The sequence below is a fragment of the Sinorhizobium glycinis genome (assembly GCF_001651865.1).
GTDB classification, from domain to species: Bacteria; Pseudomonadota; Alphaproteobacteria; order Rhizobiales; family Rhizobiaceae; genus Sinorhizobium; species Sinorhizobium glycinis.
On the sequence record NZ_LPUX01000050.1, the window covers coordinates 353,013 to 378,446 of the forward strand.

Here is a 25,434-nt window from a genome sequence, read left to right on the forward strand (position 1 = left end):
ACCGTGTCAGCGGAAGGTCAATCAGGCCTTGGCGGCCCGAAGCTCGTCGATCTTCGTACAGAGGTTCTTCAGCACGAAGTATTCCTCGGTCGACACCTTGCCTTCGTTGACCTCCTGGGTCCACTGCTCAAGCGGAATCTTGATGCCGAATTCCTTGTCGATCGCAAAGACGATGTCGAGGAAGTCCAGGCTGTCGATGCCGAGATCATCGATCGTGTGGCTTTCCGGCTTGATCGTTTCGCGATCGATCTCGCTCGTTTCCGCAATGATGTCGGCAACCTTGTCGAATGTAGCTGTCACGCGCTTACCTCTTGAAAATCGAGTCTTGGCGATCCCTATAGAAAAATGCACCGCAAAAGCCAATGCCTCCCGGAGTTTTGCCACCCAGATTTGAAAAATGGTGTTGCCAATCGGCGACCGGGTGTCGCTGCTGACGGGCTTCCGGCTGGAAGTTTGCATGGATCGGAACCGCTCAACGAGCAAAACATGCAGCAATTCAAAGCGCTACAGCGACCTTTGTGCGTCTGGTAAGGCGCACGGCGCTGCAGGACCTTATCGGAAACACCCGGCCGCCAGTCGCGGATCGTCCAGGAGGATCGCGTCAGCGTCAATTGGGCGCAGGCGCTGAAGCCCTTCCCCGTCGATCAGGCCGACCGGAAACGGCGGGTATTCAGGCAGCGGAATGGCGCGCGGCTGGCCGACCATTATCGCAAGGTGCAGGCCGGCATGGCGAACGATTGCCGCCTGTTCGAGACTCGCTGCGCCCTGCCATAGCCTGAACCACTCGGCTCCGGCATTCCGGGCCTGACCCGCGGAGTCCGGCTCCTCCAGAAAGGCGAGGACGGCGATGTTCGCTCTGGCGGAGCGTGCGGCAGCGATGAGGTCGAGGCTGCGCAAGCCCAGCATGGTTCGCTCGGCTGCGTTCGCGCCGACGACCTCGTCGATGACGCGCCGGACCTGCTGCGCGTCGGTAAGCTTGATATCCAGGAGAACGCCCAAAGAACCGGAGGCTGCCAGCGCCTCATGGAGCGTCATCGTGGCCGGCAGCAGGCGCCGCAGTGTTGCGAGATCGACCTCCGCAACGGCGCGTGCATCACCGCAGAGCCGTCGAAGGTCGTCGTCATGCATGCAGACAAAAGCGCCGTCCTTCGTGAGGCGGATGTCCGTCTCGATCGCGTCCGCCCCGGCGGCCTGGGCGGTATGCAGCGCCTCCACGGTGTTTTCGGCAGCAAGAGCCGCACCGCCGCGGTGCGCAATGATGAGCGGCTTCCGGCCGGAGCGAGCAATCCACACATTGGAGACCATCGTCTTCTCCGGCCGCTGGATTTCAGAAAAGCAGGAACGGTGGAACCAGGACGGCCGAGGCCAGCGTGAGCGCGGCCCAGGCACCATGGAAGACGCCCACGGCGGCGTCGATGTCGTCAACCCTTGCGACGTCGCGGCCGGAGCCGTTGATCATCGGCTCGTCCACCGTGACGCCGCCATAAACCCGCGGCCCGGCAAGTTGGATATCGAGCGCTCCCGCCATGGCCGCCTCTGGCCAGCCGGAATTGGGCGAACGGTGGAAGCCATGGTCGCTCCTTGCCACGTCGATCGCTGCCCTCGCCGCTTCGGCGCCGCGCTTGAGATAGGCTCCGGCCGCAATGAGGAGCACAGAAAGCCGTGCGGCCGGAAGATTGGCGAGGTCGTCGAGCCGCGCCGAGGCCCAGCCGAAGTGGAGATATTTCGGGCTCTTATGACCGATCATCGAATCGGCCGTGTTCAGCATCTTGTAGGCAAAAAGGCCGGGGAGCCCCGCAATCGCATACCAGAGGGCCGGCGCGACGACACCATCGGAGAAGTTTTCCGCAAGGCTTTCGATTGCCGCCCGGCAGACGCCGGGCTCATCGAGCGTTTTGGGATCGCGGCCGACGATCATCGATACCGCCTCGCGACCACCGGCAAGGCCATCGCGGCGCAGACTGTCAGCGACCCGGCGAACATGATCGGCGAGGCTCTTCTGGGCCAGGAAAACGGCAACGGTCATTGTCTCGAGGACGAAGCCGAGAGCGCCGAGTACATCGAACAGGCGATTGAGCACCACACCGAACAGAATGCTTGCAGCGAGCAGGATGAGAATGGTCGCGACACCCCGCATCTTCAGCCAGCCGCCCTCGCCGCCGCGATTGAGGGCCTCGTCGAAAACGCCGATCGCCTTTCCGAAGAGCACCACCGGGTGCGTCAGCCGCTCCCAAAGCCATTCGGGATCGCCAACGAGGCGATCAATGATCAGAGCGGCAAGGAGGATGAGGAAAATTTCGGCCGACATCTACAGTCCTGTCTTTCGCAAGGCTTCGGCAAGCCGGCGGTCGCCATCCGCGTCCGCGGCCAGCCCGATCCGCAGCCAGCGCCGATCGTAATCGAACTTGCGTGTCAGAATGCGCTCTTCGCAGAGCGCCGCATGAAGATCGTAGGCCCGTTCATGGTCGACAAGCGCGAAGAGACCGGTACCGCCGATGACATTGATGCCAGCGCCACGAAGCACCGCATGGAGTGCCGCATTCCGTTCGAGGATGCCATCCCCAATCAGCTTCGTGTCGCTTTCCATCAGCTGCACCGAAATCGCCAGCGCCGGCCCTGACACCGCCCAGGGGCCAAGCCATTCGCGGAAGGCTTCCGTGATCGAGATGCTTGCGACGACGAAGCCAAGCCTCAGGCCCGCAAGACCGAAGAACTTTCCGAAGGAACGGAAGACGACAAGGTTGTCATGGGCGGCGACATGCGCCGCAACGCTTGCCTCCGGCTCCAGATCCCCGAACGCCTCGTCGACGACGAGGAGACCGCCATGCGCCTTCAGCGCCGTTGCCATGGCCAGAATTTCGTCGGGCGGGAAAAGCCGGCCGGTCGGGTTGTTAGGATTTACGAGAACCACGATGCCGTGCGCCGCCGAAAGGTCATCGGCGCGTGCGACGGGATCGACGACAAGGCCTGCCGCCTTCAAGACGCGTGCGTATTCGCCATAGGTGGGGCCGAATATGGCGGCACGCCTTCTCGAGTCGGCAAGCCGCGGAAGCAACTGAATGACGGCTTGGGTGCCGGGTACCGGCAGCGGCATGAGATCGCCAGTCCGATAGCAGCTGCACGCAGCTGCACGCGCCGCTTCTTCCAAGTGGCGATCCGGCAGCCGATGCCAGACTCGCGGGTCGATCTCCGGCAGCGCGACCGGGCACGGGTTGATGCCGGTCGAAAGGTCGAGCCAATCGTCGGGCGCGCCGCCGAAACGGGCCGCGGCCTCGGTGATTCCGCCGCCATGGACGATCGGACCGGTCATCGTCACTCCGACAGATCGATGAGATGCATGAAGGAGCCGGCAACATTCCCGCGGCGCAGGCCGGCATGGCCGAGCTCGGCGCCAGCCGCATCCATAACGGCGAAAAGCGGCTCTGCCGCCCCTTCGGAAACGATGGTCGAATAGTGAAATTCGTGCGCCGTCATCGGTCCCTCGAAAAACGCAATGTCTAACGGCGCGACGCGCCGGTAGCCGAGATGCCGCTTGCGCTCCGCGAAACTGGTGACGAGCGGCAACAGTCCAAGCATCTCGTAACGTCTGCCGTCCGACGCCACAAGCCCTTCGCCCAGCGCCATGTAGCCGCCGCATTCCCCGAAAATGCGCACGCCGCGCCCGGCGGCAGCATGCATGCCAGCGCGGAATTTCAAAGCGCCGGCGAGCAGTTCGGCGTGCAATTCCGGATAGCCGCCCGGCAGATAGACTGCGTCGGCGGCGATATCGGGCGCTTCATCGTCCAGCGGCGAGAAGAATGAGATTTCCGCTCCCTGCCTCACCCAGCCGGAGAGCAGATGCTCGTAACTGAAGGCAAAGGCGACGTCGCGCGCGACGGCGATCCGCTGGCCGAGCGGTCTCAGCGCCCTGGCTTCCACCGTCGGATCCACCCGCAGAGGAGACGCTGTTGCGAGAATGGCATCGACATCACAGCCCGACGCGACGCGCATGGCCGCGTATTCGATGAAGGCTTCCAGCCCCCCGTGCTCGCCGGCCTGGACAAGACCCAGATGCCGTTCCGGCAGCTTCAACACCCCATCCTGGCGCAGTACGCCGAAAATCCGGACGGCCGCGCGGTCGAGCGCGTCGCGCAGCATCGCCTCATGGCGGTCGCTGCCCACGCGGTTCAGGATGACGCCGGCGACGCGCACATCATCGCGGTGATCCATATAGCCGCGCACCAGCGCCGCGACCGAATGGGAGAGGCGGGCGCAATCAACGACCAGGACCACCGCCAGCCCGAGCGTCGCGGCCAGATCGGCCGGTGATCCCGTGCCGTCCGCGGCGCCGTCATAGAGCCCCATCATCGCCTCGACGATCAGCGAGGAGCCATCCTTCGTCGCGGCCGCAGCGTTGGCGAGGAGCAGTTCCGGCCGCATCGCCCAGGGATCATAGTTGAGACAGGGCTTGCCGCTGGCGGCCGTGTGGAAGGCCGGATCGATGTAATCCGGGCCTGCTTTGCCCGGCGCAATGGAAAAGCCGCGCCGCGTCAGCGCCCGCAGGAGACCCAGCGTCACCGTCGTCTTGCCCGAGCCGGAACTCGGGGCGGCAATCATCAGACCGCTCATGCAGGGTTCCGGCGTATGCGGGTCGAGAACGGATCGACGGCAAGCAGGCGGCCATTGAGCGCGCCCAGCCAATCGAGCGACGGACGCAGCCGAACGACCTCGCCGACGACGACGATTGCCGGCGGCTCCAGCCCCGAAGCTCTAACCTCGGCCTCGGCACGGGAAAGCGTGGTCTCAAGCACCACCTGCTCAGGCGTCGCCGCGTTGCAGACGAAGGCGACCGGCTCGCCAGGCGAACGGCCGGCAGCAATGAGGTTCGCCGAGATCTGCCCGATATGCTTCATCGCCATATACATGACGATGACCGGCGAGCCCTTGGCGATGCCCTCCCAGTTGATCCGGTCCGGGACAACGCCGGAAGAGTCGTGGCCGGTCAGGAAGGTGACCGCGTGATTGACTTCGCGGTGGGTTACCGGGATACCGGCATAGGCAAGCCCGCCGATGCCCGCGGTGATGCCCGGCACGATCCGGAACGGGATGCCGTGTTCGACGAGGGTCAATGCCTCCTCGCCGCCGCGGCCGAACACAAAGGGATCGCCGCCCTTGAGGCGCAGCACCCTCAGCCCGGCGCGTGCGAGCTCGACGAGGCGGAGCGAGATGTCGCGCTGCTTCGGCGACGGCTTGCCGCCGCGTTTGCCGGCGAATTCGAGCGTGGCGCCCGGCTTGGCAAGCGTCAGGCAATCGGCATTCACCAGCGCATCGTGAACGATCACATCCGCCTGGCGAAGCGCATTGGCGGCATGCAGCGTCAAAAGGCCCGGATCGCCGGGGCCGGCGCCGACCAGCCAGACGGAACCGGGATTGAGTTCGGGCAGCCCGGCAAAAAAACTATCGGTCACCGCTTGTTACTCCCGGCCTCGCGAACATCTGAGCTGATTCTCTTTTGAAGGGAATGGTGGCAAAACATTGAATTTGCGAAGAAACGACTCGTTGGCCGCACAAAACATCAGCCGACTCCCGATTCGCCTGTTTCGGTTCCGCGGGTACCGGCCTCGTACCGCGGTCCCGCAACCGCTGCCGTTGCGCGGGCCGAGCGCATCTTCGGAACGAGCAGGACTGCATCGCACCCCGCCCCTGCCAATGCCGCTCCCTCGGCGACGCCGTGGCAGCCGGTATGGGTAAAAACGATCTCGGACGGATTCTGGAGTCGCGTCGCTTCCGCCTCGAGTGTCGCCGCGTCGAAGAAGCGGACGGGCACGGAAAAATGCCGACCCGCCGCATGAATGGCGGGCTCTTCGGCACGCGCGTCGAGCGAAGCGACGAACGCGACATCTCTTCTCCCCGCGCCGGCACCCGCGAGTGCCTGCTCGGCAAGCGCGATCACTTCCGCCGGCTCGGTGTTTCGCTCGCAGCCGAGACCGAGAACGAGTTTCGCGGTTGGATCTGGCCCTTTGACCGAAGGCATCTGCAGTGAGGCTCCCCCGCAGCGCCACGCCTCCCCCGGATGCACAAGCGCTGCAAATCATTAACATCTGCGCGAGATCCCCATACCCCTGGGGTTTGGAGCCGCGCAGCGGTCGGCGTTCAGACGAAGCGCCGGCCTGGGCAGACAGCCGCACCGGTCTGGACAGCACCGGATCTGGCCCCCTGGATGGGTCGACCGCACCGGACGCTCTTTCGATCCGCTCGCACGGACGCCGTCGCATGATCTTCATTTCTACCGAAGGGCATCCGGGCGGTCAAACCGGTTTGCGCCATCGAGGCGTCGTAAACGGCGCAGGCGAGATGCGCCGTCCGTCCCGGCTGACCGAGGCAGCGAGCTTGCAGCAGAACAGCATCTTCTGCGGAAATTGGCGCGGACAATCCTTTGCTTTTCTCCGCCGGCTCTGACACAACGCGGAAGCTATCGTTTCGCATCGAGCCTTCCGTGACCGACCTCGCCTTCCACATCCTGCTTTTCCTGTTCGCGGCCGCCTTCCTCGCCGGATTCATCGATTCGATCGCCGGCGGCGGCGGGATGATCACCATCCCCGCCATGCTGATCGCCGGCATTCCGCCGCTCGGAACGCTCGGTACCAACAAGCTGCAATCGCTGTTCGGTTCCGGTTCCGCCAGCATCGCCTATGCGCGCCACGGCCACGTGAACCTCAAGGAACAGCTGCCGATGGCGCTGATGTCGGCCGCCGGGTCGGTGCTCGGCGCATTGATCGCGACGGTCGTTCCAGCCGATGCGCTCAAAGGGGTATTGCCCTTTCTGCTGATCGCAATCGCGGTCTATTTCGGCTGCAAACCGAATATCGGCGATGTCGAAAAGCACCGCCGCATGTCGGCATTTCTCTTCACCCTCACCTTCGTACCGCTCATCGGCCTCTATGACGGCATTTTCGGACCGGGCACGGGCTCATTCTTCATGCTCGGCTTCGTCTCGCTCGCCGGCTACGGCATCCTCAAGGCGACGGCCCATACGAAGTTCCTGAATTTCGGCTCCAATCTCGGCGCATTCATCGTCTTCGTTCTCTATGGCGCCGTGCTCTGGAAAGTGGGGCTGATCATGGGCGCCGGCCAGTTCCTCGGCGCACAGGTCGGCTCCCGCTACGCGATGGCGAAGGGCGCGAGGATCATCAAGCCGTTGCTCGTCGTCGTCTCGATCGCATTGGCAATCCGGCTGCTTGCCGATCCGATGCATCCGCTCAGAATTTGGCTCGGGGTCTGATCGCGCCGGCCGCTTCCAGGGACGGCGCTTGAAAATGCCAGCCCCGCCGCGTCAGAACTCGACGCCCTTCTGCCCCTTGATGCCGGAGCGGAACGGATGCTTGACGAGTTCCATCTCGGTCACCAGATCGGCGATCTCGATCAAATCCTCCTTGGCGTTGCGGCCGGTCAGCACCACATGGGTCATGTGCGGCTTCTCTTCCTTGAGAAAGCGGACGACCTCGGCGATGTCGATGTAATCGTAGCGCAGCGCGATATTGATCTCGTCGAGCAGCACCATGGAATTGCGCTCGTCGCGGATCAGTTCCTTGGCCTTCTCCCAGGCTTTCTCGGCCGTCGCCACGTCGCGGGCGCGGTCCTGCGTCTCCCAGGTGAAGCCTTCGCCGAGCGTGTAGAACTGGCAGAGATCACCGAAATGCTTGTCGATCAGATCGCGCTCGCCGGTCTGCATGGCGCCCTTGATGAACTGCACGACGGCGCAGGGCATGCCATGGGCGATGTGGCGGAAGATCATGCCGAAACCGGCGGTCGACTTGCCCTTGCCCTTGCCGGTGTGGACGATGACCAAGCCCTTCTCGTCGGTCTTCGTCGCCATGATCTTGTCTCGCGCCGTCTTCTTCTTCGCCATCTTCATGGCGTGACGGGCTTCGTCCTTCTCGGCGACCGGTTCGCCGGTGTTTGTAGTTTCGTCGCTCATCGTGTCCTCCCTATTCGTTTCCGGCGCGCGAGCGGTCCGTCGCCGCGCCGCCTGACAGGCTGTTCAGTTCAAATCGCGCCGAGTTGGAGCGCGGGTTCCACAAAGCGCGATCGACCGCCTCAAGGAACCGCTGGGCGATCTCGGCAAGGGCGGCCGGGTTCTTGTCGCGCAGGAAATCGAGGACCTTTTCATCGGCGATGAAGGCCCGGTAGGCAGCCTCGAAATGGTGGTCGCGCACAGCCCCGGTCGTCGCGGCAAAGGCGAACATGTAATCGACTGTCGCGGCAATCTCGAAGGCGCCCTTGTAGCCGTGGCGCATGACCCCGTCGATCCATTTCGGATTCACGACGCGGGCCCGCACCACGCGTCCGATCTCCTCCTCCAGCGAGCGGATCACCGGCTTTTCCGGACGGGAGTGATCATTGTGGTAGATCGCCGGGCGCTGCCCGCTGAGATGCTCGGCGGCAGCGCTCATGCCGCCCTCGAACTGGTAGTAGTCGTCGCTGTCGAGCAGATCGTGCTCGCGGTTGTCCTGATTCTGGACGACGGCTTCGATCGTGCGCAGGCGCTCCTCGAAAATACCGCGCTCCGCCTTGCCGTCTTCGCCTGCGCCATAGGCATAGCCGCCCCAGGTGAGATAGGTTTCCGCGAGATCGCCGCGCTTCTCCCAGCCTTTTTCATCGATAAGTGCCTGGAGGCCAGCGCCATAGGCACCCGGCTTCGCGCCGAAAACACGATAGGAGGCGCGGCGCGCCGCCTCCTTCGGCTCGACACCCTTTTCCTCGAGCCGCCGCGCTTCCGCGCGCATCCGGGCGGCGATCATGTTGTCGGCATCGTCCTCCTCGAGCGCGCCGATCGCGCGGATCGCCTTGTCGAAAAGCGCGATCTGCTCCGGGAAGGCGTCGCGGAAGAAGCCGGATATCCTCAGTGTGACATCGACGCGCGGTCGGCCGAGCACGGCGAGCGGCACGATCTCGTAGCCGGTCACCCGGCGCGAGGCCATGTCCCAGACCGGCTTCGCTCCGATCAGCGCCAGCGCCTGGGCGATATCGTCGCCGCCGGTGCGCATGTTGGACGTGCCCCAGGCGGTGAGCCCGAAGGACGACGGCCATTCGCCATGGTCCTGCAGATAGCGGCGGATCAGCAGTTCGGCGGATTTCTTGCCGAGTTCGTAGGCCGCCGGCGTCGGCACGGCGCGGCTGTCGACGGAATAGAAGTTGCGGCCGGTCGGCAGCACGTCGGGACGGCCGCGCGTCGGCGCACCGGAAGGCCCCGGCGCCACGAAGCGGCCGTCGAGGCCGGTGAGGAGACCCTTGATCTCCGCTGCACCCGAGCCTTGGATCGAAGGCTTCAACCGTGCCTCGATCTCCTCGAGGACGGCGCGCGTGTTCGTCCAACCGTCGGGGCAGGCGGTCTCGCCCGATACCAGTTTGGTCGCGAGAAGTTCGATGCGCTCGACTGTATCGCCCGCGGTTCGCCAGGGGGCGTCGGAGAGGGTGGCGAGGAGATCGGGCTTCGGGCCAATCCACGGCGCCGACATGACGCAATCGAGCGGGTCGAAGGGATGCGGGGGAATACCCCCCTCTGCCCTGCCGGGCATCTCCCCCACAAGGGGGGAGATTGGCGGGTGGCCACCGGCCTTTTCCCTAGTCTCATTGGAGATGATGGCGCGACATGCGGCCGTCGGGCCTGCCTGGGTTTCGACGGTCTTTTTGGTGGAAGTGCTAACATCCCTAATCTCCCCCCTTGTGGGGGAGATGTCCGGCAGGACAGAGGGGGGTACCTTCACCGAGCCACCCAACCCCAAGTCTACCGCAATCGCCCGCTGCAAACTCTGATCCCCTCCCTCGCCCAGGGCGCGCGGCACCCGGGCGAGCGCAACGGTCAGATCGGTCAACAGCCGTCCCTCCGGCGCCACGCCGAAGATATGCAGCCCGTCGCGAATCTGCATCTCCTTGAGGTCGCAGAGATAGGCGTCGAGCTTTTCGAGCGCCTTGTCGTCGCTATCGCCCTTTTCGATGCCGGCGTCCTGATCGAGGCCGATGTCGCGGACGAGATCGAGGATTTGGCGGCTGAGCAAGCGCAGCCGCCGTGGATCGCCGCCGGCCGCCTCGTAATACTCGTCGACCAGCGCTTCGAGGTCCTTGAGCGGTCCGTAGGATTCGGCTCGCGTCAAAGGCGGCGTCAGATGGTCGATGATCACCGCACTGGTGCGGCGTTTCGCCTGCGTCCCCTCTCCGGGATCGTTGACGATGAAGGGATAGAGATGCGGCGTCGGGCCGAAGACCGCCTCGGGATAGCAGGTTTCGCAAAGCGCCAGCGCCTTGCCGGGCAGCCATTCGAGATTGCCGTGCTTGCCCATGTGGACAATGGCGTCGGCGCCGAAGACCTGCCGCAGAAAGGCGTAAAAGGCGAGATAGCCGTGCGGGGGAACGAGGTCCGGCGCGTGATAGGTTTCCTTCGGATCGATATTGTAGCCGCGGGCCGGCTGGATGCCGACGATGACGTCTCCGAACCGGGCAAGCGGCAGCGCGAATTGGCCATCGAGGAAGAAGGGGTCGGCCTCCGGGGCACCCCAGCGCCCGCTCACCTGCTGCTGAATCTCTTGCGGAAGAGAGGCGAGGAAGTCATTGTAAGAGCGCAGAGAAATCGTCTCACGGATTTCCCGGTCGCGGCTTGCCGCATTGGTCGGCCCGGCCATCAGGAAGCGGATCAGGGCGTCGCCGTCTTCGGGCAGATCGCTGATCGCATAGCCTTCCGCCGCCATCGCCTTCAGCACTTCGAGCGTGCCGGCGGGGGTATCGAGACCGACGCCGTTGCCGAGGCGGCCGTCGCGGTTCGGATAATTGGCCATGACGATGGCGACCCGCCGCGCCTCCGGCCCCGCACGCCGCAGCTTTGTCCAATTGGCGGCGAGCCGGGCGGAGAAGCGCACGCGATCGGCAAGCGGCTCGTGGCCGACGATGTTTGCCTCGACTAGGGGGTCATATACCGAAGCCGACTTGAAGGAGACCGCGCGCGAAAGGATGCGCCCGTCCACCTCCGGCAGAGCGACATTCATGCCGAGGTCGCGCGCCATCAGCCCTTGCGGCGAGGCTTCCCATGCCTCGCGGGAGGACCCTGAAAAGATGACCTGCAGCACCGGCGCGCCGGTGGATTCCAGCACCGTCGGCTGCCGGTCGGCGCCGGGTGCCGAGACGGCGAAGCCGGTGGCATTCATCACCACATCCGGCGCCGCCTCGGAGAAGATGGCCTCGAGCGTGCCGATCGAGACCTGCTCCTTGAGGCTCGAGACGAAGACGGGGAGCGCGCGCATGCCATCGGCCGCCAGCGCGTCTATGAGCGCCTCGACGGGTTTGGTCTCACCGCTTTGCACGAGGGCGCGATAGAAGCAGATGGCGACGATGGGGTGGGTCTCCACGACCGGAGACGTACCCCCCTCTGCCCTGCCGGGCATCTCCCCCACAAGGGTGGAGATTAGCGCGTGGCTACCGCCTGTTTCCCCAACTCTGTCAGCCTGCGGCCTCACCTCAATTTCGGCCGCGGGTGAGGAGCGAACGCTCGCCTCCCTGCTCTCCCCCCTTGTGGGGGAGATGTCCGGCAGGACAGAGGGGGGTATTGTCGAGCCCGCAACAGCTTTCCACCGCTCGACCCCGATCACGCCTTCGCCCGGCCACCATATACCGGCCTTGAGCAATGGCCGAGCCGGCTGCGGCTTTTCGCCGCCGTCGATCAGCGCCTCGGCATAGTCGAGGAACAGGCTGGCATTGTCGGCTCCGCCCTCGGTGAAATAGGCCCAGAGACGCTGACGGTCTTCTGCCGAGACGGTAGAAAATGGCTCAAGGCCGGGGTCGGGCTTGTCGTCACCCGGCAGCACGGCAATCTCGAACTTGCCCGCGACCGCCGCCGCATAGAGCGCTTCCAGCACGTATCGAAAATAGCTGGCGCCGCCGAGCGGTCGGACGACGATCAGCTTCGCATGGCGTGCCGTACGTTCGGCATAGGTATCGACCGACATCGGATGCATGAGGTTCATCAGGCTCGCGATGCGCAAGCTCTTCGCCCCTGCGCGCCGCCGATGGGCGGCGGCGATCGAGGCAAGCTCCGTATCCGCGGCTGACAGGAACAGGATATCGGCCGGGCTCTGCCCGAGGTCGATCGCTTCGTTACCGTCCGCGATCGTGCCCTTCTGGGCTAGGAGGAGGTGCATGACATTCGCCCGTAAGCGCTGTGAAGAGACCCCTCCCCAACCCCTCCCCACAAGGGGGAGGGGCTAGCCGGTGCCTCGCGCAGGCTCTCCACAAGAGGCAACCGTCTTGCCACACGCATGCGCCCATGCCACATCGCAGCGACCGATCTAGAGCGTAGCAGTTCCGGCAGACGCCGCCGAAGCCCCTCCCCCTTGTGGGGAGGGGTTGGGGAGGGGTACTTCCCGAACACCTTCAAAACTAACCTCACACCAGCGCCGAGATTGCCGCCCGCACCGCGGCCTCATCCATGTCGTGCAGGCCGATGACGACGAGGCGCGTGCCGCGCGTCTCGCCGGGTGCCCAGGCGCGGTCGTAATATTGATCGATACGGCTGCCGACCGCCTGGATCAGCAGACGCATGGGCTTGTCCGGAACATCGGCGAAGCCTTTGAGGCGCAATATGTCGTGCTCCGCGACGACACCCTTGAGACGATCGATGAAGCGTGCCGGATCGGCGACCGCTCCGAGCTCGACCACGAAGCTGTCGAACTCATCATGATCGTGCTCCTCGCCCGCCTCGTGGTCCATCTCGTGATGCGATTTGCGGTTGGCGATCTCGCCCTCGGTACCGACGCCGAGGCCGAGCAGGATCGCAGCCGCCACCTCGCCGTTCCTTGCCTCGATCATCGTCGGCTTGCGGCTGATGCGGGAGGCGACCTCGTCGCGCACGGACTTCAGGCCGGCGGCGTCGATGAGATCGGTCTTGTTGAGGACGATGAGGTCGGCGGCGGTGAGCTGGTCCTCGAAAAGCTCTTCGAGCGGGCTCTCGTGGTCGAGATTGTCGTCGTTGACGCGCAGCGCATCGACCTTGTCGTGATCGTCGGCAAAGCGGCCGGCGGCAACGGCGGCGCTGTCGACGACTGTTACGACCCCATCCACCGTCACTTCGCTGCGGATGTCCGGCCAGTTGAAGGCGGCGACCAGCGGCTGCGGGAGCGCGAGCCCGGAGGTCTCGATGACGATATGATCCGGGCGGTTCTCGCGCTCGAGCAGTTTCGTCATGGTCGGAATGAAGTCGTCGGCAACTGTGCAGCAGATGCAGCCGTTGGTAAGCTCGATGATGTCCTCTTCCGAACAGGCCTCAGCACCGCAACCCTTGAGCACGTCGCCGTCGACACCGAGGTCCCCGAACTCATTGATGATCAGTGCAATCCGCTTGCCGTCGGCATTCTGCAGCAGATTGCGGATCATCGTGGTCTTGCCGGCACCGAGGAAGCCGGTGATGACCGTGGCGGGGATCTTGCCCGGTTGGGGCTTTGCAAGTGTCATGAGTCAACCCTTCATTTTCAGCGGCAACCCGGCCGCGACGAAATAGACTTCGGCGGAATTCTCCGCGACGATCTGGTGCAGGCGGCCGGCATGATCACGGAAGTCGCGCGCCATGCGGTTTTCCGGAACGATACCGAGACCGACCTCGTTCGAGACGAAGATGAGCCGCGCCTGCATACCGGGCAGCAATGCGGCCAGTGCCGCAAACTCGGCTGCCATGTCGCGCCCTTCCATCATCAAGTTCGTGACCCACAGGGTGAGGCAGTCGACGAGGATGGCGCGCCCTGGAGAATCCAGGCTGCGAAGCAGACCGGAAAGCTCGACCGGTTCTTCATGCGTCGTCCAGCCCTTGCCCTGCCGCGCCGCCTGGTGACGGGCGATGCGGTCGCGCATTTCCTCGTCATAGGCGCGGCCGGTCGCGACATAGTGCATCGCGAGCCCCGAGGCTTCGACGAGCCTTTCCGCGAAACTCGATTTTCCGGAGCGCGCGCCGCCGAGCACGAGGACCGGGCCTGCATTGGGGATTGTCATCCGACCAGGCCTCGCGCGAGGAAGCCCGTGTGGCCAGAACGATAGGAAGCCGAGGCGTGACCGGCACGCACAGAAGACGATGTATAGGCCACGACAACCTCCGTGCTGGCATTGGGGAGAACTCCCCCGGGCGAAATGCCCTGATGGACGGCAGGTCTCCTGGCTCTCGGCGTCACGGGCAAGGCACTCCTGCGCACCCGGATGCGCATCGATGCTGAGCCCGAACGGGTCCGCCTCGCCTTCCCGGCGTCTGCTGGCTCGTGAAGGCGGACGATTCGTAGAAGAAGAGGCGTCCAGCCCGGCTGCTCACGATACCACGCCAGTGGCTTTTCCGGCGCGCCCTCCGACCTCGCGACAACTGCCCCATGCAGTTTCATCGGAAGAGGAGCGGCATGCCCGATGGCGAACCCTGACCGTTCTACAGTCGCGGGGTCGGCTGCGATAGGGGCGCCCGGTATGGGTCCGCCCGTCACATTCCCATTTACTCCCCCGCGCCGCTTCGGTGCGAGGGAACCATCCATCGCCGTAATTATGAAGCGGATGCGGCAAAGTCAATCGACGGCCTGCGACGCGAGGCCGGCGAATTGCGGCAGCGCGGGCGCGTCGCCAACTATGCGCCATTCTCATAATCCAAACGGGTAGGCAGACGCCCCTCCCCAGCACGTGATAAAACGCGCAGTCGAACCCGTGGCGGCTCCGATGCTTCGCCGGGGGTTTTCGATCATGTCCATGGCACTGAATTTTCTCAGCTCAGCCTGGAGGGGGTGCGATGGCATATCTGCGTCGTGCCGCATTTGTCGCGCTAAGTGTCGCGCTTTACGGCTCCATGCCAAGCAAGGCCGCCGAACCGATTGGTCAGGCGATCCGGATCAAGACTGAAGTCAGCGGAGCGAGCGGGCCACTGGTCGTCAAGGACCCGGTTCATCGCGACGAGCGGATTCGGACATCCAGATCCGGGCTTGGCCAATTCGTCTTCCGAGACGGAAGCAAGCTTGCGGTAGGTGCCGGCTCGTCGGTCGTCATCGACAAATTCGTCTTCGACGACTCGAGATCGGTGCAGAAGTTGACCGTTGCGGCAGCGAAGGGAACGTTTCGCTGGATCAGCGGCAACTCGGGGCACTCGGCCTACCAGATCCTGACACCGGCCGGAACCATCGGCGTTCGAGGCACCGTCTTCGATTTTTACGTCGGCGGCGACGGCACGACGGCGGTGGTGCTCCTCAGCGGCGCTGCCGAATTTTGCGGCCGAGGAGGATGTCAACAGCTGACGCGGCGTTGCGACTGTGTGGTCGCCCGTCCCAATGGCGACATGACCGGAGCGCGACGGGTCGACCGAAGCATCCTCAGGACACTCCGTAACCAGCAGGCTTTGCCGTTCCTCTCCGGCAGACAGCAGCTGTCGCCCGGATGGAGCGGGACGGGCTGCGGCCTTTCAGCTGGGATCCAGATCCGCCCCGATCCAGTCCGCCCCCGTGCCGCGCCGCCACGCGAACCGGCTCCCAAACCGGACAATCCGCCCAAACCCGACAATCCGCCCAAACCCGACAATCCAAGCAAACCGGATAAGCCAAGCAAACCGGATAAGCCAAGCAAACCGGACGAGCCGAGTAAACCGGACAAGCCAAGCAAACCGGATAAGCACAACAGACCGGACAAGCCTGGCAAGCCCGACTAACACGACAAAAGCTGGCACGACAAACCGAACAAATTCGACAGGCCGGACATGCCGAGCAACCGTGATGACTCGCGATACGATCGGGGGAAGGCCCCTTCGCTCGGACGATGGTGACTATAGTTGAAGTTCCGAAAAGCGGCACCTTTTGCAGCGTCCGGCGAAGCACCTATTCGCCAACCGCATCCTTCGCCGTCGGCTCACCAATGAAATGATCGCCGCGCCGGGAAATCCGGCGATAGAACTCCGACAAGCCCGGCGCCAGCGCAGACGCCTTAAGCTTTGCCGCGCCCAACATGCGCCGGCTGTCGGGGGAGCGGGCGCGCAAAGCGTCGACCAGCCGCCGGTGGACTTCCTGCAACTCGGCGAATTCATCCGAGGCGGCCAGTCGCTCGTCACCGACGACTCCAAAGAGCCTCGTTCGCGTGCTCTTGCCCTTGAGCCCCAATGCTCCGGCCTCCAGCAGGGCACAACCGCCGGCCAAACTTGCCGTCGCCTCGGACACGAGAATATCGTAACCGACTTCTTTGCAAGCGGATTCGATGCGCGCCGCCACATTGACGGTGTCTCCGACCGCCGAATAGTTGAAATGCGTCTCAGCGCCCATGTTACCGACGCAGGCAAGCCCGGTGTGGATTCCAATCCCGATGGCGACGCTTTGGCCCGTTCCGAAACCGAAGGCATCCTTGTCATTGAGACGAGCAAGCGTTTCTCGCATCGCCAAAGCCGCGCGAACGGCCCTGCGAGGATGATCTCCAACATCGACGGGGGCGTTCCAGAAGGCCATGATCGAGTCGCCGATGAACTTGTCGAGCGTGCCCTCGTTTTCGATGACATGGCGACTCAACGCGTCGAGAAGCGTATTCAGGAACCCGACCACCTCATGTGGCGCCAAACGCTCGCTGATCTCGGTGAAATTGCGCACGTCGACGAACATGATCGTCAGTTCACGATCGTCTCCGCCGAGGCGCAGGGCGTTCTGCGTGTGCTCGACGCGGTAAAGCAGCGACGGCGACAAATATTGGCCGAAAGCGCGCCGAACGACCCGGCGTTCCCGGTCGGTCACCAGGAAGCGGTATGCCGTCGCGGCGAAATGCGTGACCAATCCGGAAAAGATCGGAGCAAGCGGGTCGAAGAGCAGTCCCGCATAGAGGAACGCGGTCCAGGAGGTCGCGAGAGCCAGTCCGGTAATCAGCAGCCCGCAGGCAAGCGCCACGCCGGGGCTCACGAAGGTCGTCGCGATTACGAGAAGGGTGCCGGCGACGGCGATCGACAGGATCTCAAGCCCTTCGGCCCAGTCTGGACGCGAAAGGAAGCGACCCGACAGGATCTGCTCGACGGCCTGGGCGTGAAGCGAGACGCCCGGGACGTTGTGTCCAAGAGCCGTGGTGCGGATGTCCAGCAAGCCGGCAGCCGAGGTGCCGACGAAGACGATGCTGCCTTCGACCGCAGCCCTGACATCCTGGGGAGCACCCGATGCGGCAAGCACGCGGCCGGCCGACACATATCTTTCCGCCCGGTCCTCACTGACGTAGAGCCAGAGCTCGCCAGCCGCCGTGACCGGCACGGCGAAATCGCCGATCTTGATCCGGGTTATCGTATCGGGCACGTCCTTTGCGCCGGCCAGCAGATAGGTGGAGGCGCCCTGCGCGACACGCAGCGCTTCGAGCGCCAAATTCGGATAGAGCTGTTCGCCATCGCTGAGAAGCAGCGGGACCGTGCGCACGACCGCCGACGGGCTGCCGGGATTGAGGCTGATATGCCCAATGCCGGCCGCATTGGACTCGAGTTCCGGCCGGAGCGGTGTTGCGGCCGTAAGCCGCGGCGGCGCGTCGAACGGGGTCTCGCCGGTGAAGGCGAAGCCCGCCTTCACCGGCGGTCGATAATGGCCTTCGTTCGATAGGCCGAAACCCAGCACGACGGGCTTGCCGGCGATTGCCCCGGCAAAGATTTCGTCATTGTCCGGTAATCGTTCCAGCAATGCGGGATCGATTCCCACGACGTCGCGCATAACGACGCGCGGCGACAGCCGATCGGGCTCCGCGAACAGAATATCAAAGGCAATGACGGCGGCCCCCATGTCGGAGAGTCTTTTGACCAGGGCAGCCAATCGATCCCTCGGCCAAGGCCACTGGCCGAACTCCCTGAGCGATGCCTCGTCGATATCGACGACCCGCACCGGCAGGTTTTCGAGCGGCCGTGGCGCCAGTCGCTGGTACTCGTCGAAGGTGACTTCGCGGGCGAATCTCAGCAGTTGCGGATCACCTGCCCGCAGCACCGTCAGAGCCGCGACAATTACCAATCCGATAAGGACGCCGACCAGCTGGGCGCGTGTCATGACCGCCGACCCTTTTTGCCGAGGGGCGCGACTGGTTTCTCTCGGGAAAAAGCTGGTCTGCCGCCTCGCCGGCCATGCTGCATCCTTCGCAGCGGCCATGCAATATCAACAAACGGGGGTTCGGCGGCGAGTTGTGCGCCGGCGGTGCAGCAGCTATTCGAGCAAGCGGTTGAGCCAGGCGCGGTCGAGCACGCCCTCCAGCTCGGCGGCAATCTCATCCAGGGCGCTGTCGACCGACTGACGATAGTTGGCACCACCGCCGTCGATACCCAGGCTCTTCAGCAATGCGGCGCGGTACGCATCGCTGCCGAAGAGACCGTGAAGGTAGGTTCCCATTACCCGGCCATCGGGCGACATCGCACCGTCAGGGCGGCCGTCGATCGTCACCGGCGCACGTTCGCAATCTGCCCCGACGGTTTTGCCGAGATGAATTTCGTAGCCCTCTAGCGCCACGTCATGCTCCAGCGACCAGGCGCGGCTGTTGCGAACCGTCTTTTCCGGCGCCATCTCGGTTTCGACCGAAAGCAGCCCGAGACCGGCGATCTCCCGCTCGCTTCCTTCAATGCCGAGCGGATCGGCGACACGGACGCCCAGCATCTGATAGCCACCGCATATGCCGATCACGCGACCGCCGCACCGGAAGTGGCGCTCGAGATCGCGGTCCCAGCCCTGGGCGCGGAAATCCTTCAGATCCGAGATCGTCGATTTCGAACCGGGGATGACGACAAGCCCCGCGTCCTCCGGCAGCGGCATGCCCGGTCGTATGAAGACGAGCTCGACCTCGGGCTCTGCCGCGAGCGGATCGAGATCGTCGAAATTGGCGATGCGCGACAGGACGGGCACGGCGATTTTAAGTGCCTTGCCGCTGCCGCGCGCCAACTTCTCGAGAACCACGGAATCCTCGGCCGGCAGCCGCGCGGCACTTTTCAGCCAGGGCACCACCCCGAAACAAGGCCAGCCGGTGAAGCGGCCGACGGCAGCGATGCCATCGTCGAAAAGTGTGACGTCGCCGCGGAACTTGTTGATGAGATAGCCAGTGACCATCCGCCGATCTTCGTCCGGCAGAATCGCATGGGTGCCGACCAGCGATGCGATGACGCCGCCGCGGTCGATGTCGCCTACGAGGACGACCGGCACATTGGCGCGGGTGGCAAAGCCCATATTGGCGATGTCGCCGGCCCTGAGGTTGATCTCCGCCGGCGAGCCGGCACCCTCGACGACGACCAGATCCGCGCCGGCCGAGATGTGCCCGAAACTCTCCATGACTGCGCCGAGCAGCTTCGGCTTCAGCGCCTGATATTCCCTGCCCTTTGCCTGACCCGCGACTTTTCCCTGCAGAATGATCTGGCTGCCCACATCGGATTGCGGTTTCAGAAGCACCGGGTTCATATGCACTGAAGAGGGCACCCGCGCGGCGAGCGACTGCAGCCACTGCGCCCGGCCGATTTCACCACCGTCATCGGAGACGGCCGCGTTGTTCGACATGTTCTGCGGCTTGAAGGGCCTCACCTTCAGGCCGCGATTGGCAGCAAGCCGGCAGAGGCCCGCCACCAATACCGATTTTCCGACATCCGAGCCGGTCCCCTGGAGCATGATCGCACGTGTCATGCGATCTCCGTAGCATCGAAATCCCCTGCCGCAAAGCTCTGTCTCGACGTCATTTCACCGCATTAGCGCCGACGCCGGTCGCGGCGCGCATCACCCGCTTTTCAAGCATGCGACCAACTTTGGAGCGCTGGCCAGAATGCGACATGCGACGCCGAGTTTGGCATCGAGAAATATCCGCCGCACGCCTATATCGCCGCCATCGCAACAACCGGGAAAGACCCGGACTCCCAATGCAGGAAAAACCCATGCTGTTCATCTTCAGCAAACCCAACTTCGTTCAGATCGCTTGGAATGCACAGGCGCCGCGCAGCCAGTCGCGCGTCCGCAATATGCCGGTCGATTCCCCGTTCGGCCCACTCGGCTTCATCCGCACGTCGAACGTAGGCTGATTCCGGGCGGCCACCACCGATGAATAATGGGAGGGCTTTCTCGCTCTGAATTCGGCCGACATTCCGCGAGATGCCAAGGAGGCAGGTCCGGTACGCAACACCTGAACCGGACCTGCGGCAGTCGCCCGCCGCAGGCAAACAATTAGCCTGACATCCTTACCGGATGGTTAGTGAGAGCTTAATCAAACGTGAATTCGCAATTTTTCCTCGTTCGCTGCCTCTCTCGAACAGGATCGCGTCGCCCGATCTGAGGCCACGGCGGCGACTCTCGATTGAAGAGGTTGATTTCTCGTCGGAAACACCTAGGCTGACTGATCGTAGGCCGCGTAACGGCGGGAAGCCCGGGAACATGACGAAACTCCTCGCAATCACGTTCGCCGCTGCTGGCATCTATGCCCTGGCCAGTTCGACACGGGCCGCAGAGTGCGGGGAGGTCAGCATTGCCGAGATGAACTGGGCCTCGGCCGGCATCGCCTCCCATGTCGACAAGATCATTCTCGAGAGCGGCTATGGCTGCACCGTCTCCCTCGTTGCCGGCGACACGATGCGAATCTTCGCCTCGATGAACGAGAGGGCCGAGCCCGACCTGGCGCCCGAGCTTTGGATCCATTCCGTGCGCACGCAGCTCGAAGCGGCCATCAAGGAAGGCCGTCTTATCCAGGCTGCTCCGATTCTCAGCGAAGGGGGCGTCGAAGGCTGGTGGATCCCGAGATTCCTGGCCAATGCCCATCCAGAAATCAAGACCGTCCAAGACGCCCTGAAGCACCCGGATCTTTTCCCGGCGCCCGACGATTCCGGCAAGGGCGCTATCTACAGTTGCCCCTCCGGCTGGAACTGCCGGATCTCGACGGCCAACCTCTACAAAGCGCTGGACGCGGAGAAGGCCGGCTTCAAGCTGATCGATCCCGGTTCGGCAGCCGAGCTCGATGGCTCCATTGCCGAAGCCTTCGAGAAAAAGACGGGTTGGCTCGGCTATTATTGGGCACCGACGGCGATCCTCGGCAAATATGAAATGATCCGGCTCTCCTTCGGCGTCGACCACGACAGGGCGGAATGGGACTCCTGCTCGGCCGTACCGGATTGTCCCAGCCCGAAGGTCAACTCCTATCCAGTCTCGGATGTCTATACCGTAGTGACGAGATCCTTTTCCGAAAAGGCAGGCGCCGCTATGGACTACGTCAATGCCCGCGGATGGGACAATGCGACAGTCAACAAGGTTCTCGCCTGGATGGATCAAAATCAGGCCACCAACGAGGACGCCGCCAGATATTTCCTGGAACACTTCCCGGACCTATGGGCAAAATGGGTGAGTCCGGAAGTTGCAGAAAAGGTGAAGGCGGCACTTTGACGGAAGCCGTATTGAGGACAGAGGACGGATCCTGTTCAGGGCTGCGGCATTCGCCGCCGCATGTTCGCGACGAAGCTGCCCCGCCCCGCGTCGCAAACAGCATAGCAGCGCGCCCATTCCGCTGTCACATTGCGCAACGGGGAACCTGGAAGCGGTTACGCCTCGTGCACGCGCCCAAAGAAGCGCAGCGGCGGAACGCAGCTCCAGCGGTGTTGCACTGATTGGCAGCGCCATCATTTCGGTCGTGCCAGCCAAGCCTTCGGCAGGTGGCTGCAGAAGCATTTCGGAGGTTGTTCATGGCTAGTCGCGCAATCGAGGTGAAGAACCTCTACAAGATTTTCGGTCCGCGCGGGCACGAATATATCGATGCCGTCAGAAACGGCATGGGGAAGGCCGAACTGAACGAGAAATACGGCCATGTCCTCGGCCTGCAGGACATCAACATTTCGATGCCAGGTGGCTGCATAACGGTGGTGATGGGGCTTTCCGGCTCCGGAAAATCGACGCTCATCCGCCACATCAACCGCCTGATCGACCCGACCGCCGGCGAAGTGCTCTACGACGGTGTCGACGTCTGCAAAATGAACCAGAACGACCTCCGCCAGTTCCGCCGCAACAAGACGGCGATGGTGTTCCAGAAATTTGCGCTGCTTCCGCATCGCACCGTGCTTGAAAACACCGTTTACGGCCTGGAGATCCAGGGAGTCGAGCAGCGCGAGAGCCAAAAGCGGGCGCTTGGCTGGATCGAACGGGTCGGCCTCAACGGTTTCGAGAAGCACTATCCGAACCAGCTTTCGGGCGGCATGCAGCAGCGCGTCGGCCTCGCCCGGGCGCTGACCAATGACGCCGAGATCCTGCTGATGGACGAGGCCTATTCGGCGCTCGACCCGCTGATCAGGGTAGACATGCAGACGGTGCTGCTCGACCTGCAGAAGGAGCTGAAGAAGACGGTGGTCTTCATCACGCACGACCTCGACGAGGCCCTGCGGCTCGGCGACAAGATCGCCATCCTGCGCGACGGTCGCGTCGTACAGCAGGGAACGGGCCAGGAAATCGTGCTCGCCCCGGCGGATGATTACATCACCGCCTTCGTCAAGGAAGTGAACCGCGGCCGGGTCGTGCATGTCGAGACGATCATGCGGCCGTTGTCCGGCAATCCGGAGGGCCTCGCGATCGCGGCGGGTACGGTCCTCGAAGCGGCCGCCCGGACGATGACGAGCGCGCATATCAGCACGGCCCACGTCGTCGACGCCAGCGGCCGCCCGATCGGCGCCATCGACCTGCAGACGATCATCGGCGCCATGGTGACGCCGACAGGTCACAGCGACCGCAAGGCGGCGTAAGAACCGTTCGCCGAAATTGATTGGGGCGCCCGATGCGGCGCCCCAATCCGTTTACGCGGCCTCCTGTAATTTGCCGCTGATGAACCGGAACTCTTGGGTCTTGCCGCCATAGCCGTAGGCTGCGGCCGACACCTCATGGACGAGCACGTAGCTTTCGGGGTTGAGCGTTCCGAGCAGCTCTTCAAACCCGGCATAGACCGCCTCGATGTAGCTGGCGAGCTCCTGCTTTGTATTGGTGCCGTCGACAACCTTGATGTCGAGCCAGAAACTCGTCGTCTGCTGCGACGCGATCGACTTTCCGCCGGCGAACCAATGGTGCGGGTCGATATAGCTGATCGCAACGGCCGTGACAGTCGGATCCTTGCGCAGGTGCAGGCGCGTCAACAGACTGACGGAAGCCGCGATTTGCGCGGACAGATCGGGGTTGGCTGCGGCCGCGACGGCGATGTTGATGATCGGCATAGGAGTTCCTTCCTCGATAGACGCGATGACGAGGCCAGCTTGCCATCGTCATTGCGTCAGAAAAATCGAATTGTGTTTCAGGAACAATTCTGCATCATTGAAGTATGAGGACGATCGACCCGGAACTCTTGCGCACTTTCCTCGCGTTTGCCGAAGGCGGCTCGCTTGCCCGTGCGGCGGAGGCGATCAATCGCTCGCCGTCGGCCGTGACGGCACAGATGCAGCGGCTGGAAGCGCTTCTCGGCGAGCCTCTTCTCGCACCGGCCGGGCGCGGGCGATCGCTGACACCTGTCGGCGAGGAGTTCGTGACTCATGCCCGCCGCATCCTCGACGCCCATCGCGACGCTTGGCTCAGCCTCAAGGGCGCCCGGGCGGATGGCCGAGTGGCGCTCGGCAGCACCCAGGATTTCGCCGATGCTGCGCTACCAGCCTTGCTGCGCCGCTATGTACGGTCGCATCCGCGGGTCCGCCTCGACCTTCGGATCGGCCGCACGAAGGAACTGACGACAGCTTACGAGCAAGGCCAGATCGACATGGTCCTGGCAATGCGGCAGGCATCTTCGGCAGATGAGCTGCTTGTCCTGCGCGAACCGATGACCTGGTTGCGCGCCGAGAAGGGCCTGCCTTTCCCGGACGCGGAGATTCCACTGGCCGTGCTCGACCCGCCCTGTGGTTTTCGCGCCGCCGCCACTTCCGCGCTGGAAGCAATCAACCGCCCCTTCCGCATCGCCGCGAGCAGCCCGAGCCTCGCGGGCCTGCGCGCCGCGGTCCTGAGCGGCATCGCGGTGACGGCGCGCACGGAACGGTTTCTTGGTACCGGCATTGTCGCTGCGCCGAAAGACCTCGAGCTTCCGACGCTGCCGGTCGCTGAATTCAGCCTGCGCCTGCGCCCGAACGCAGAGCACGCCTCGACCGATCTCGCTCATCTTCTAGCGGATGAACTGCCGCGGCTGCCGCCAGGCGTTTGACCCTCCGAGAGGGTTTCGCCAGCGGTTCGATGCACATTTAGCTTGCTTCATCATGCGCAAACACATAAAGATATGTTTATATGTTGTTGCAATTTCGCTCAGCCGGGAAAAGCCGATGTCCATCGCAGCCAATGCTCTCTCCGATCTCCTCGCCCAGAAGGGCGTTCTGCTCGCCGACGGCGCGACCGGGACGTCGCTCTTCGCCATGGGCCTTGAGGCCGGCGAAGCGCCGGAGCTCTGGAATGAAACCAAGCCGGAAAACATCACCAAGCTGCATCAGGATTTCGTCGACGCCGGCGCCGACATCATCCTGACCAATTCCTTCGGCGGCACGCGCCACCGGCTGAAGCTTCACCAGGCGGAAGACCGGGTGCATGCGCTCAACAAGCGCGCCGCCGAGATCGCCCGGGCCGTCGCCGACAAGGCGCCGCGCAAGGTGATCACCGCCGGCTCCGTCGGCCCGACCGGCGAACTGCTGGTGCCATTGGGTGCGCTCTCATACGAGGACGCAGTCGCAGCCTTTATCGAGCAGATCGAGGGGCTCAAGGCCGGCGGCGCGGAAGTCGCCTGGATAGAGACGATGTCCTCGCCCGACGAGATTCGGGCAGCGGCCGAGGCGGCCACGAAGGTCGGCCTGCCTTTCGTCTATACCGGCTCGTTCGATACGGCCGGCAAGACGATGATGGGGCTGCATCCGAAGGATCTCCACACGGTTGCAGCGGACATCGGCGAAGGTCCGGTCGCCGTCGGCGCCAATTGCGGCGTCGGCGCATCCGACATTCTGTCGTCGCTTCTCGACATGACCGCCGCCAATCCAGACGGGACCATCGTCGTCAAAGGCAATTGCGGCATTCCGGAATTCCGCGGATCGGAAATCCACTATTCCGGCACGCCGCCGTTGATGGCCGAATACGCGCGGCTTGCCGTGGACGCTGGCGCGAAGATCATCGGCGGCTGCTGCGGTACCTCCTGCAATCATCTGGCGGCGATGCGGCTTGCCCTCGACAACCACTCGAAGGGCGAGCGACCGACGCTCGAGGTCATCGTCGAGAAGATCGGCCCCCTGCGCAACAAGACGGCCAGTGAGGGCGCCGCTGCCCCGGCACGCGAAAGACGCAGCCGCCGCGCTTGATCCGATCATCGGCGGATATTCGAAAGGGCTCCGCGATCATGGTGATCCGGAGCCCTTTCATGATCGCTTCGGGCAGTTCAGCGAAGGCGCTGCGCCTTCAGCCGACCATACCGAGCGGCATTGATCTCCTCCGGCCAATCGCACGAAAACAGCGCGCCGCCGTTGCG

The 25,434-nt window shown here is 63.9% G+C and carries 21 protein-coding genes and 1 riboswitch; of the genes, 7 read left to right on the forward strand and 14 right to left on the reverse strand.

Going from position 1 to position 25,434, the window contains the following annotated elements; genetic code table 11:
* Positions 1 to 21: 21 nt before the first annotated feature.
* From AU381_RS04280 to AU381_RS04310, 7 genes are all read right to left on the reverse strand, one after another.
* Positions 22 to 300, reverse strand: coding sequence for an acyl carrier protein (locus AU381_RS04280; RefSeq protein WP_064240553.1), 279 nt, complete (start codon positions 298 to 300; stop codon positions 22 to 24).
* 252 nt (positions 301 to 552) lie between these two features.
* Positions 553 to 1,305, reverse strand: coding sequence for a glycerophosphodiester phosphodiesterase (locus AU381_RS04285; RefSeq protein ID WP_064240554.1), 753 nt, complete (start codon positions 1,303 to 1,305; stop codon positions 553 to 555).
* A gap of 22 nt (positions 1,306 to 1,327) precedes the next feature.
* Positions 1,328 to 2,308: an adenosylcobinamide-phosphate synthase CbiB gene (cbiB, locus tag AU381_RS04290; protein ID WP_064240555.1), complete on the reverse strand. Its 981-nt coding sequence runs from the start codon at positions 2,306 to 2,308 to the stop codon at positions 1,328 to 1,330.
* Positions 2,309 to 3,310: a threonine-phosphate decarboxylase CobD gene (gene cobD / locus AU381_RS04295; protein WP_064240556.1), complete on the reverse strand. Its 1,002-nt coding sequence runs from the start codon at positions 3,308 to 3,310 to the stop codon at positions 2,309 to 2,311.
* 2 nt (positions 3,311 to 3,312) lie between these two features.
* Complete coding sequence (locus AU381_RS04300; RefSeq protein ID WP_064240557.1) at positions 3,313 to 4,608, reverse strand: cobyrinic acid a,c-diamide synthase CobB; 1,296 nt, start codon at positions 4,606 to 4,608, stop codon at positions 3,313 to 3,315.
* Positions 4,605 to 5,447, reverse strand: coding sequence for a uroporphyrinogen-III C-methyltransferase (cobA, locus tag AU381_RS04305; protein WP_064240558.1), 843 nt, complete (start codon positions 5,445 to 5,447; stop codon positions 4,605 to 4,607). The genes AU381_RS04300 and cobA overlap by 4 nt, the downstream gene beginning before the upstream one ends.
* A 107-nt stretch (positions 5,448 to 5,554) precedes the next feature.
* The gene (locus tag AU381_RS04310; RefSeq protein WP_064240559.1) at positions 5,555 to 6,013 is read right to left on the reverse strand and encodes a cobalamin biosynthesis protein; all 459 of its coding nucleotides are present in this window, start codon (positions 6,011 to 6,013) and stop codon (positions 5,555 to 5,557) included.
* A 462-nt stretch (positions 6,014 to 6,475) separates the two neighbouring features.
* Here AU381_RS04310 and AU381_RS04320 point away from each other — a divergent pair, with 462 nt between their 5' ends.
* The gene (locus AU381_RS04320; protein ID WP_064240637.1) at positions 6,476 to 7,261 is read left to right on the forward strand and encodes a TSUP family transporter; all 786 of its coding nucleotides are present in this window, start codon (positions 6,476 to 6,478) and stop codon (positions 7,259 to 7,261) included.
* Between the two features lie 51 nt (positions 7,262 to 7,312).
* Here AU381_RS04320 and cobO read toward each other — a convergent pair whose 3' ends face one another.
* The 4 genes from cobO to cobU all read right to left on the reverse strand — a co-directional run bounded on the left by cobO (position 7,313) and on the right by cobU (position 14,007).
* A complete protein-coding gene (cobO, locus tag AU381_RS04325) occupies positions 7,313 to 7,957 on the reverse strand; it encodes a cob(I)yrinic acid a,c-diamide adenosyltransferase (protein ID WP_064240561.1) in 645 nt (214 codons plus the stop codon).
* Positions 7,958 to 7,967: 10 nt separating this feature from the next.
* Entirely contained in the window at positions 7,968 to 12,167 is a 4,200-nt protein-coding gene (gene cobN, locus AU381_RS04330) for a cobaltochelatase subunit CobN (protein ID WP_064240562.1), read from the reverse strand.
* A 244-nt stretch (positions 12,168 to 12,411) separates the two neighbouring features.
* Positions 12,412 to 13,476, reverse strand: coding sequence for a cobalamin biosynthesis protein CobW (cobW, locus tag AU381_RS04335; protein ID WP_064240563.1), 1,065 nt, complete (start codon positions 13,474 to 13,476; stop codon positions 12,412 to 12,414).
* A 3-nt stretch (positions 13,477 to 13,479) separates the two neighbouring features.
* Entirely contained in the window at positions 13,480 to 14,007 is a 528-nt protein-coding gene (gene cobU, locus AU381_RS04340) for a bifunctional adenosylcobinamide kinase/adenosylcobinamide-phosphate guanylyltransferase (protein WP_064240564.1), read from the reverse strand.
* A 132-nt stretch (positions 14,008 to 14,139) separates the two neighbouring features.
* Positions 14,140 to 14,540, reverse strand: a riboswitch (cobalamin riboswitch).
* Positions 14,541 to 14,776: 236 nt separating this feature from the next.
* Between cobU and AU381_RS04345 the strand changes: the two genes are divergently transcribed.
* Positions 14,777 to 15,682 carry a FecR family protein gene (locus AU381_RS04345; protein ID WP_082909645.1) on the forward strand — a complete coding sequence of 302 codons (906 nt, stop codon included), beginning with the start codon at positions 14,777 to 14,779 and terminating at the stop codon, positions 15,680 to 15,682.
* A gap of 166 nt (positions 15,683 to 15,848) precedes the next feature.
* Here the strand turns inward: AU381_RS04345 and AU381_RS04350 are convergent, their stop codons facing one another.
* Positions 15,849 to 18,017 carry a CHASE2 domain-containing protein gene (locus AU381_RS04350; RefSeq protein ID WP_064240565.1) on the reverse strand — a complete coding sequence of 723 codons (2,169 nt, stop codon included), beginning with the start codon at positions 18,015 to 18,017 and terminating at the stop codon, positions 15,849 to 15,851.
* A gap of 153 nt (positions 18,018 to 18,170) precedes the next feature.
* On the reverse strand, positions 18,171 to 19,625 hold the full coding sequence (locus AU381_RS04355) for a cobyric acid synthase (protein WP_064240566.1): 1,455 nt from the start codon (positions 19,623 to 19,625) through the stop codon (positions 18,171 to 18,173).
* Between the two features lie 245 nt (positions 19,626 to 19,870).
* Here AU381_RS04355 and AU381_RS30210 point away from each other — a divergent pair, with 245 nt between their 5' ends.
* From AU381_RS30210 to AU381_RS04365, 3 genes are all read left to right on the forward strand, one after another.
* Positions 19,871 to 20,014, forward strand: coding sequence for a hypothetical protein (locus AU381_RS30210; protein WP_164476161.1), 144 nt, complete (start codon positions 19,871 to 19,873; stop codon positions 20,012 to 20,014).
* 349 nt (positions 20,015 to 20,363) lie between these two features.
* On the forward strand, positions 20,364 to 21,362 hold the full coding sequence (locus AU381_RS04360; protein ID WP_064240567.1) for a glycine betaine ABC transporter substrate-binding protein: 999 nt from the start codon (positions 20,364 to 20,366) through the stop codon (positions 21,360 to 21,362).
* Positions 21,363 to 21,658: 296 nt separating this feature from the next.
* On the forward strand, positions 21,659 to 22,705 hold the full coding sequence (locus tag AU381_RS04365) for a quaternary amine ABC transporter ATP-binding protein (protein WP_064240568.1): 1,047 nt from the start codon (positions 21,659 to 21,661) through the stop codon (positions 22,703 to 22,705).
* A gap of 51 nt (positions 22,706 to 22,756) precedes the next feature.
* On the opposite strand, the gene AU381_RS04370 is transcribed toward AU381_RS04365, so the two are convergent.
* Positions 22,757 to 23,167 (reverse strand): tautomerase family protein, encoded by a 411-nt coding sequence (locus AU381_RS04370; RefSeq protein ID WP_064240569.1) that lies wholly within the window; start codon positions 23,165 to 23,167, stop codon positions 22,757 to 22,759.
* A gap of 104 nt (positions 23,168 to 23,271) precedes the next feature.
* Here AU381_RS04370 and AU381_RS04375 point away from each other — a divergent pair, with 104 nt between their 5' ends.
* Positions 23,272 to 24,135: a LysR family transcriptional regulator gene (locus AU381_RS04375; protein ID WP_064240570.1), complete on the forward strand. Its 864-nt coding sequence runs from the start codon at positions 23,272 to 23,274 to the stop codon at positions 24,133 to 24,135.
* Between the two features lie 115 nt (positions 24,136 to 24,250).
* Entirely contained in the window at positions 24,251 to 25,267 is a 1,017-nt protein-coding gene (bmt, locus tag AU381_RS04380; protein WP_064240571.1) for a betaine--homocysteine S-methyltransferase, read from the forward strand.
* Positions 25,268 to 25,434: the final 167 nt, after the last annotated feature.